We start from the raw sequence: 8,593 nt of genomic DNA on the forward strand, positions 1-8,593 counted from the left end.
GCATGGATTGGAGGTGATGAGTTGGTCAGGATTGATTTCAACGATATAAACGACAAGATTATTTATGAGGCCTTTCATGTAGAAGGGAACGAAGCAGAAGCTTTGAATGACAGCTATCTGGAGCTTTTTGAACTGATTGGGCGGGATGCAATGCTTAAATTATTCACGCATTTTCACGGGGATAAGATTGACTGTCCCATGCGGCTGTACCGTCCGGAATTTATAGCAGACCTGGCAAAGGGAGAGACGGACAGGCGTGAGAGAGCCAAGATTGCGCGGGCAGGAGGATATTCGGCGAGAGTGATTGAAGGGCTGCTGAGCAAACGCCGCAAAGAAAATGAAACGGAATGACATAAGATAACAGGAGAAGTTTAATGATGGTTACATATGCAGGAGATAAAGAAGGAGCAAGGAAGAAAATTGTGCGGAAACTTAAAGAAGTAGGTTTAAAGAATGTATTGATTGGGGGTATAAAGAAAGTCAGATATATGCAGATGATTAACAAGTATCACTTTGATACGTGGCATCTTTCCCCTTATGAGTGGAAAGAATATGCACAGGTATGTGTCCGATATCTAAATTCTCATGATTGTAAAACGGTAGTGGACATTGGGTGTGGTTTAGGTGAAATATTGCAGCATATAAAAGCAGACAAGAAAATCGGGCTGGATTTACAGGAAGAAGTAATACAGGCGGCACGGGAACTTAATAGTGGAGAAATTGATTTTGTAGTAGGAAGTTTTGGAGAACTTATAGAGAATCCAATTGACTACCTGATTACATTAAACTTTATGCATGGAGGAACAGAAGCTGAATGGATGGAAATCTATCATACAGCAGCAGATCAGAATGAAGTCGGACATTTTGTAGTGGATACCGTTCCGGAGAAAGCATTCGACTCTGCCACCCACTCATTGGATTGGAGCAAAATTTTACCGGACAATTATAAGAGGATAAAACGGTTAGGGCCATTTCTTAGTGGAAGATATGTTGAAATCTGGGAAAGGCAGTAGGCTGAGGGATAGGCTCCGTGATATTTCCATGGGAAGAACTGCAGGGATTTACCGTATGTTTGTATATATGTGTTTTGGAAGGAAGATTGTGGGGAATATAGATCATTTCCATAATAATATCAGAAGGATTTTCGGTGATGTAGTTAAACCGTAGGAGATACTTTGAACCTTGTATTATTATTCACTATTACAAATACAATTGCCGATTTTCATCAGAAAGCTATCTGACAATAAAGAGGATTGGGGGATATATTCCTTCAATCCTTTTTATATTCCATTTTTACCACACATATACGGATATAACAGGAAACGTACAACACCAAAGGAGGAAACAAAATCTATGGAGAAAAATATTTTAGAAGCATTCCAGCCCAACATAGTAGAAAGACTGGGAGAAGTTTACTGGCGGGATGATGGTTACAGGGCGGCTTTTGAGAAGGAGAAAGAACTTGCAAACCGTGTGAGGGAAACCTTTTCCGGGGAACAGATGGATATAGTGGAGCAATACCATTCCGCCATATCCGCCACCATGGGTATATGTGAGCTTCTTGCCTATAAGCAGGGTATGAAGGATATGGTGTCTATTTTGAAGTAAAAGGGAAGGGCATATAGGAAATGTATCTGCCATAAAGGAATCATGATTCTGTCGTATATGCAGAGCATACACTGATATATTCTTTCAATAGTACGAAACGTATCATCAAACCAGATGGTATTGTGAAAATAGGAAGGGAAAGGAGAACCATATGGACAGACTGAAATTCTTAGAGAACGTTTTAAAAGCCGCATCAACATTAGTGGCGGCGCTTGTGTCCTTTGTCAAATTTATCGGCATGGCGTTCAGTATGAAAACAGAAAAGGCATAGGTTTTATCATGCGTCACTTTGCAGAACGGTGAAAAATCGAGTATCAGCAACAGATTAAAAATGAAATACAGGATGCGGACAGGGGCTTTCCATGAGGAAGCTCCTTTTTGCACCCTGTTACCAACACACGGGAAAAAGAGAAAAGGAGATGTTAAAAATGGCACATATGATAGAAACAATGTTCTCTGTAAGGGAGAAACCATGGCATGGGTTAGGTACAATTGTTATGGAAGCACCTGCATCAGCAGAAGCATTAAAATTAGCGGGGCTTGACTGGGAGGTGGTTCAGGAGCCTGTGTACACGGGCTGTAATGAAATGGTGAAGGGGTATAAAGCAAATGTGAGAAGCTCTGACAGGAGAGTGCTGGGCGTGGTATCTGACAGGTATAAGGTGGTACAGAATACAGATGCTTTCAGCTTCACTGATGAACTGCTTGGAAAAGGAGTAAAATATGAGACTGCTGGATCTTTGCAGGAGGGTAAAAAGGTATGGCTCCTTGCAAGACTGCCGAAAGAGTATGTCATTGCAGGGGAACGCATCAGCTCTTATCTGGTATTTTCTAACACCCATGACGGTTCCGGTTCTGTAAAGGTAGCTGTAACTCCTGTAAGGGTGGTATGCAACAATACTCTGAACCTTGCATTGGAAACGGCAAAGCGGAGTTTTTCTATGATCCACACGGGCAACATCCATGACAAGATACAGGAGGCAAAGGATACGCTCTTTATGGCGGAGAATTATATGGATAACCTTGGCATAGAGTTTGAGCAGTTACGCAGACAGAAAATGACGGACGCACAGGTGAAGGAATACATAGAATTGCTCCTTCCCATGGAAAAAGAACCTACACCCATCCAGAGTAAGAACATTCTGAAGCTCCGCAGGGATATGGAGCAGCGTTATTATGAGGCTCCTGATTTGCAGAAAGTGGGAAACAATGCATATCGGTTCATCAATGCAGTGTCAGACTTTGCCACACACAGCAGACCACTTCGAATGACAGCGAATTATAAGGAGAACGTGTTTGCGAGAACCATTGATGGAAATCCGCTGATAGATAAAGCATATCAGCTTGTAAAAGCTGCCTAAATTGTGGTGTATGTCCTTAAGCTTCTGATAAGCCTTTTGGTCTCATGCAGTTTAAAAGGAACAGAACATATCACAGGATGGAAGTAAGAGGATATATGTACTGCTAGGGTGAAGTAATCTACAGATTGAAAATCTATGGGAATATTCAAAAATATTCGTAGTCGAGGTAAAAGTGAAGGATAACAGAGATAATGGGGATGGCATGGATCAGCATGGTCTTTGCTATCCCTGTTATTATGCAGTGCTGTACAGGAAAAGGAGGAAAATCATGTTTGAAAAAATATCATTATCAGGAGTAGACAATACTGGATGGCTCCGTTTAAGGAAGTCAGGAATCGGGGGATCGGATGCTGGTGCAATCTGCGGTGTGAACCCATTCAGCAATGCAATGAAGGTCTTTAAGGATAAGACCAGTGAAGAGATCGAGGAACAAGATAATGAAGCGATAAGGATAGGCCACGATTTGGAAGATTACGTGGCGCAGAGATTTACAGAGGCTACGGGGCTTAAGGTGAGGAAGTCCAACTTCATGTACCGCAGTACAGAACATCCGTTTATGATTGCTGATGTTGACCGTCTTGTAGTTGGAGAAGATGCAGGATTGGAGTGCAAAACTGCCAGTGCCTACAATGCGGACAAATGGGCGGATGGTGATATTCCCCTCCATTATGTGATGCAATGCTACCATTATATGGCAGTCACAGGAAAAAAGGTATGGTATATTGCGGCAGTGATTCTTGGGAGGGAATTTACCTACAGGAAATTGGAGTGGGATGATGAGCTGATAGAGCGTCTTATTTCAATAGAAGATAATTTCTGGAATAACCATGTGGTGAAAGGAATCATCCCGCCGCCGGATGGGAGCAAAGTCTGTGACGAGGTGATCCAGCAGTATTTCCATACAGCAAGGAAAGCCAGTGCAATTAAGCTGGTTGGTTTTGATGAAAAATTACGAAGACGTGAAGAAATCCTTGGATTTATTTCAGAATTACAGGAGGAGCAGAAGCAGATCGAACAGGAAGTGAAGCTTTTCATGCAGGACAATGAGCTTGCCAGCAGTGAGCATTTTCGTGTGTCATGGAAGAATATTGATTCCACCAAATTAGATGCGAAGCGGATTAAGGAAGAGAAGCCGGAGCTTTATGCCGATTATGGAAAAGTTTCCCATTCCAGAAGGTTTGAGGTGAAAGTGGCATAGAGGGTATATATGGAAGAAAAGGAGTTAAAAGAGTTATTGTTAGAAAAGCTCCATATAGAACTGCACCTTTTTAAGGATTCCATGCTACAGGAAACGAAGAAGGAAATATACGAAGCTTCCTATAAAATAGAAGTATTTGTGAATGTGTACGAGATACTGATGGAGGAAGTGGAGAACCTTGACATAGAAACCGTGCGTGGGATTCTCCATTGAAAATATGGCATACTGGAATCGTTATACGAGGAATGGCTCGGATACAGGGATGATTCCTATGATGAACTGAAAGCCTATGTGGGGAGTGAATTGGGTGTAATGGCGCAGGGGGATATATCCTGTAGAAGGGAGAGAGAAGATGGAGAAGAACGTTATCAGGCTGCTTAAAGCAGATGAGATTGAATGCAGGGTGTCGGTGATCAATGAAAAGGGATTAAGCCTCTTATTATATAAGGATGCAAGGGTAGACCAGCGCATCCTTGATGAAACCTTTGGAGCTTTTGGATGGAAAAGGAGCCATCAGTGTATTGATGGCAATCTTTACTGCACCGTGGAGGTATTTGATAAGGAAACCATGCAGTGGATTGCCAAGCAGGATGTAGGTACGATGGGGTATACGGAGAAGGAGAAATCCCAGGCATCGGACAGCTTCAAGAGGGCGTGCTTCAACTGGGGGATTGGGAGGGAGCTGTACTCGGCTCCCTTTATCTGGATTCCAGCAGGTAAAGCCTCAATCCAGATGAAAGAGGGTTCAAATAAGGAGAAGCGTTATTACTGTAATGACCGTTTTTCTGTAATATCCATTGCATACAACAATGACCGTGAAATATCAGCTCTTGTGATCAACAATGATAAAGGCCAGACAGTCTACGAGTTAAAAGCGAAAGCAGATACGGGGAGCCGGAAGCAAGAAGATCAATTAAGGGGTAAGAAGGAAGGGATTCAGCAGAAATCGGAAGCTAAGAAAGAGGGTATTTCCAAAGAGCAGATGGACTTACTGCAGGAGGAGCTTAAGAGAACAGGTGTTGCAATGGAAGCAGTACAGGAGAGGTATAAGATTACAGCACCGGAATCCATGAATGAGAAAACCTATAAGAGGGTGATGGAAGCCCTTGCAAAGACAAAAGCAGCATAGGAGAGGAAGATAAGATTATGAGACTGGAAGAGTTTGCAGAGGAAGTATTAAAGGGAGTGGAAGAAAAAGCAGGTGGAAGTCTGGAAGTGAGGATTGTTCCGGGAGCGAAAAATAATGGCATCACGCTTACAGGGATTACAGCGTCTAAACATGAGGGAAAAGGGGGCGTCTGTATCTATCTGGATAATTATTATGAGGGCTATTGTGATGGGCGGATAACACTCGGTTGGATAGCAGAGGATGTTTACGGTAAACTCATGGAACACTGTAATGACCTTGATGGAGTGGATATGGGAGTGTTATGGGATTGGGAAGCGGCTAAGGGTCGTATCCGAGCGAAGCTGGTAAACCGTGAAATGAACAGGGAACTCCTTAAAAAGGTACCCTACCGGGAATTTCTCGACCTTGCGGTAATTTACTATGTGACGCTGGATGGCCTTTCGGAAAGCGGTACCGCTGCATTTACAGTGTCGGATCAGAACATGGAAGTATGGAGAAAAGATGAAAACGCTCTTTATCAGATGGCAGTTTCCAATATGCGCCTTGATGGGGAACCGGTATTTGAGGATATGGAAGAAATCATCCGGAGCATGATACCAGATGGAATGCCTGACCTTGCAGTTGGAATGCCGAAAATCAGATCCTATGTCCTGACTAACCCAAAAAAGGTATTCGGGGCTGTGGAGCTTCTGGATGGAAATACCTTAACGGAAATCGGTGATAAACTTGGAAGCGATTATATGGTGCTTCCAAGTTCTCTGCATGAGAGCATCATCCTTCCTGTAGATGGGAGAATATCTTATCAGGAACTTGCAGATATAGTAACAGATATAAACAGGAATGTGGTTTCTATTGTGGAACGACTTTCAGATCATGTATACCTGTATGAGCGTAAGGAAGGAGCATTGAGGATTGCCGCATGAGGTCACAGGAGATACAGGAAGGGAAGGTGGGAGCTGCAATCCCGCATTCCTTTTTGCAAATACAGAGAGAAAGAGACAATTGGAATAGATATGGAAACAGGTGAATGTGTCGGGATTTGTAAAACTGATGATAAGGGTCATATCATAAAGATAGAGAGATAAAAGGTAAATGACAAATTCAGAAGTAATCAATATGTTAAAGGAAATGCAGGAGGAAGCCGCCCATACAATGGGATTTTTTATCGGTCATGTGACGCATACATGGGTGATCAATGAACTGCTTGGAAGAAAAATCGCTGAGTTGGAAAAAGGAGCTAATGATGAAAATATCACAACTGAGAATTGAAAAGATTGAAAACTATGATCCATTCAATGAACATGCGAAGGACAACGGTATGGTGACAGAATGGGTGGCAAGGAATAAGTGGGGTATTGCAGTGGCTTTTGGGTATACAAAAGCGGAATGCATAGCAGATGCGGGAAGGTATTGCAAGTTGAAGCAGGATGGCTCCTAAAGAGAACCATTCATGAGGTTTGAGAAATACCTATGAAAAAACAACGATTTATGATACTATTAAAAAAAGAAGCTGATACAAGGCAGGTGAAGAGATTGGAAAGAAACGATGTTGAGATTGTAGACAATGTAAAGAAGGATCAGGAAGGGATCATGAAGCGCACGATCAAGGATAGTGTATTTACAGACTTATTTCAGGATAAGAAATACCTTCTCCAACTGTATAAAGCGCTCCATCCGGAAGATACTGATGTTACAGAGAATGATTTAAATGATATAACAATCAAAAATGTATTAACAGACAACATTTACAATGACCTTGGGTTTACAGTGGGCGATAAGCTGATGATCCTTGTGGAAGCACAGTCCTCTGTATGGACGGTGAACATCATAGTGAGGGCCCTGATGTATCTGGTACAGACGTGGCATGATTATTTTGAGAGGACAAAGCAGAACCTGTACAAGAGCAAAAAAGTGCAGATGCCAATCCCAGAGGTCTACGTCATATTCACAGGAGAGAGGAAAACAAGGCCATCCGAGATCTCACTGTCACAGGAATTTTTCGGTGGAAAAGAATGTGCGGTTGATGTAAAGGTAAAGATGATATATGACGGAAAAGAAGGAGATATTATCAACCAGTATGTTGCGTAGAATATTTATAAATCCATGTATCTCCATATATCTCAATAAAACCGCATGGAATAAGGGTTTAGATGTTGCATGACTCCATATATCTCTATGTAATTCCATGTATTTTAATAGCAAATTGGTGTAGAAATGGTGTAGTGGTGTAGCGGCAAAAAGAGTTTGGTACGAATAGGAATATCCATAAATGAATATTTGGACGCATGCATAAGTCCATTATCAGTTATAGAAATATGATTGATAGTGGGCTTATTTTAGTGCCTGAATAATTCATTTAATAAAATTATGTAAGCAGTCTTAAAACGTCTGTATGAGCCTCACAGAGCGTCAGGAGGCATTATATCACCAATAGTTACATCACTAATTGAAAGTCACATTTCATTGGGGAAATGGCAGAAAGGAGAAACACAGAATAAATGGCAAGAGTAAAAGCACTGTCAGCTTATAAGATGGCAAAACGTATATACAACAGGGAAGATAATGTTTATGACAAGAAAGTAATTACAAAGCAGTTGATTACAAATATTTTGCTTATGTACATGGATGAATGCCGAAAAGCATTAGCTGAAGGAGAGAGGATAGAAATATCAAAAGTTGGTTCAATCATACCAGAAGTAAAAGTCCATATAGGTAATTTTAATCTTCTCATGTGCAATAAGGATGGTGGTAATCCACCATATACAAAACTAAAGATAACCCGAAACAATCTTTTAAGTGAGACTATGAACAGAAATCTGCTTAGAAATATTGAAAATGGTATCTATGGATTGGACAAATTACCATTCAGCAAACAGCAGATGGATATTTTAAAGAAAAGCGGATACATACCAGAAGATGCAGAAATTGAAAAAGGAGATGAGGGATAATGGCAAAGCACATAAAAAACATAAGTGAACTATCAAAAGCAATACAGCCCATATTATTACAAATGGTAGATAAGCTGGCTGACAGGGTAGAGGAAACGCTAAATTATTACCTGTTAGATTATTATACCGGATGGACACCTTCAAGCTATCGGAGAACACAGGATTTTCTTCATTCAGCTGTAAAGGTAGACGCACATCCATATAAAGGCGGTGTAAAAGCAAGCGTATATATTGATTATGAAAGTATGGATAGTTATGTAAATGCGACCGGATTCCAGGTGGCTACTTTCGCAAATACAGGTACGCATGGAGGATTGTCAGTAAAACATAAGCCCCATGTGTGGGATGA

General features: G+C 41.4%; 13 protein-coding genes. All 13 read left to right on the plus strand.

All coding sequences use genetic code 11. From position 1 onward, the window contains the following. Nucleotides 1-21: 21 nt before the first annotated feature. Complete coding sequence (locus D5281_RS17905) at nucleotides 22-351, plus strand: hypothetical protein (protein ID WP_160276345.1); 330 nt, start codon at nucleotides 22-24, stop codon at nucleotides 349-351. Between the two features lie 23 nt (nucleotides 352-374). After that, a complete protein-coding gene (locus D5281_RS17910; RefSeq protein WP_160561460.1) occupies nucleotides 375-1,013 on the plus strand; it encodes a class I SAM-dependent methyltransferase in 639 nt (212 codons plus the stop codon). A 340-nt stretch (nucleotides 1,014-1,353) separates the two neighbouring features. Then, nucleotides 1,354-1,608, plus strand: coding sequence for a hypothetical protein (locus D5281_RS17915; protein WP_160561461.1), 255 nt, complete (start codon nucleotides 1,354-1,356; stop codon nucleotides 1,606-1,608). A 428-nt stretch (nucleotides 1,609-2,036) separates the two neighbouring features. Beyond that, nucleotides 2,037-2,969 (plus strand): DUF932 domain-containing protein, encoded by a 933-nt coding sequence (locus tag D5281_RS17920; RefSeq protein WP_160561462.1) that lies wholly within the window; start codon nucleotides 2,037-2,039, stop codon nucleotides 2,967-2,969. Between the two features lie 172 nt (nucleotides 2,970-3,141). After that, the gene (locus D5281_RS17925; RefSeq protein ID WP_330585134.1) at nucleotides 3,142-4,167 is read left to right on the plus strand and encodes a YqaJ viral recombinase family nuclease; all 1,026 of its coding nucleotides are present in this window, start codon (nucleotides 3,142-3,144) and stop codon (nucleotides 4,165-4,167) included. Between the two features lie 9 nt (nucleotides 4,168-4,176). After that, entirely contained in the window at nucleotides 4,177-4,380 is a 204-nt protein-coding gene (locus tag D5281_RS17930) for a hypothetical protein (protein ID WP_160561463.1), read from the plus strand. Nucleotides 4,381-4,519: 139 nt separating this feature from the next. Continuing rightward, on the plus strand, nucleotides 4,520-5,296 hold the full coding sequence (locus tag D5281_RS17935) for a hypothetical protein (protein WP_277935444.1): 777 nt from the start codon (nucleotides 4,520-4,522) through the stop codon (nucleotides 5,294-5,296). A 17-nt stretch (nucleotides 5,297-5,313) separates the two neighbouring features. Beyond that, on the plus strand, nucleotides 5,314-6,219 hold the full coding sequence (locus tag D5281_RS17940; RefSeq protein ID WP_160561464.1) for a DUF5688 family protein: 906 nt from the start codon (nucleotides 5,314-5,316) through the stop codon (nucleotides 6,217-6,219). 169 nt (nucleotides 6,220-6,388) lie between these two features. Further along, nucleotides 6,389-6,565 carry a hypothetical protein gene (locus tag D5281_RS17945; RefSeq protein WP_160561465.1) on the plus strand — a complete coding sequence of 59 codons (177 nt, stop codon included), beginning with the start codon at nucleotides 6,389-6,391 and terminating at the stop codon, nucleotides 6,563-6,565. Beyond that, entirely contained in the window at nucleotides 6,537-6,734 is a 198-nt protein-coding gene (locus tag D5281_RS17950) for a hypothetical protein (protein ID WP_160561466.1), read from the plus strand. The genes D5281_RS17945 and D5281_RS17950 overlap by 29 nt, the downstream gene beginning before the upstream one ends. A gap of 32 nt (nucleotides 6,735-6,766) precedes the next feature. Beyond that, nucleotides 6,767-7,384: a hypothetical protein gene (locus D5281_RS17955; protein ID WP_160561467.1), complete on the plus strand. Its 618-nt coding sequence runs from the start codon at nucleotides 6,767-6,769 to the stop codon at nucleotides 7,382-7,384. Between the two features lie 410 nt (nucleotides 7,385-7,794). Next, nucleotides 7,795-8,244, plus strand: coding sequence for a hypothetical protein (locus tag D5281_RS17960; protein ID WP_160561468.1), 450 nt, complete (start codon nucleotides 7,795-7,797; stop codon nucleotides 8,242-8,244). Then, on the plus strand, nucleotides 8,244-8,593 hold a 350-nt coding region (locus tag D5281_RS17965), incomplete at its 3' end, for a hypothetical protein (protein WP_160561469.1). The genes D5281_RS17960 and D5281_RS17965, both read left to right, overlap by 1 nt.

The organism is Parablautia muri, from assembly GCF_009917485.1.
Classification (GTDB): domain Bacteria; phylum Bacillota; class Clostridia; order Lachnospirales; family Lachnospiraceae; genus Suilimivivens; species Suilimivivens muri.

What these genes read in the sequence shown, in the direction of transcription:
- D5281_RS17910 (WP_160561460.1), top strand. Translation starts at nt 375, where the DNA reads ATGATGGTTACATATGCAGGAGATAAAGAAGGAGCAAGGAAGAAAATT.
- D5281_RS17915 (WP_160561461.1), top strand. Translation starts at nt 1,354, where the DNA reads ATGGAGAAAAATATTTTAGAAGCATTCCAGCCCAACATAGTAGAAAGA.
- D5281_RS17920 (WP_160561462.1), top strand. Translation starts at nt 2,037, where the DNA reads ATGGCACATATGATAGAAACAATGTTCTCTGTAAGGGAGAAACCATGG.
- D5281_RS17930 (WP_160561463.1), top strand. Translation starts at nt 4,177, where the DNA reads ATGGAAGAAAAGGAGTTAAAAGAGTTATTGTTAGAAAAGCTCCATATA.
- D5281_RS17935 (WP_277935444.1), top strand. Translation starts at nt 4,520, where the DNA reads ATGGAGAAGAACGTTATCAGGCTGCTTAAAGCAGATGAGATTGAATGC.
- D5281_RS17940 (WP_160561464.1), top strand. Translation starts at nt 5,314, where the DNA reads ATGAGACTGGAAGAGTTTGCAGAGGAAGTATTAAAGGGAGTGGAAGAA.
- D5281_RS17945 (WP_160561465.1), top strand. Translation starts at nt 6,389, where the DNA reads ATGACAAATTCAGAAGTAATCAATATGTTAAAGGAAATGCAGGAGGAA.
- D5281_RS17950 (WP_160561466.1), top strand. Translation starts at nt 6,537, where the DNA reads ATGATGAAAATATCACAACTGAGAATTGAAAAGATTGAAAACTATGAT.
- D5281_RS17955 (WP_160561467.1), top strand. Translation starts at nt 6,767, where the DNA reads ATGAAAAAACAACGATTTATGATACTATTAAAAAAAGAAGCTGATACA.
- D5281_RS17960 (WP_160561468.1), top strand. Translation starts at nt 7,795, where the DNA reads ATGGCAAGAGTAAAAGCACTGTCAGCTTATAAGATGGCAAAACGTATA.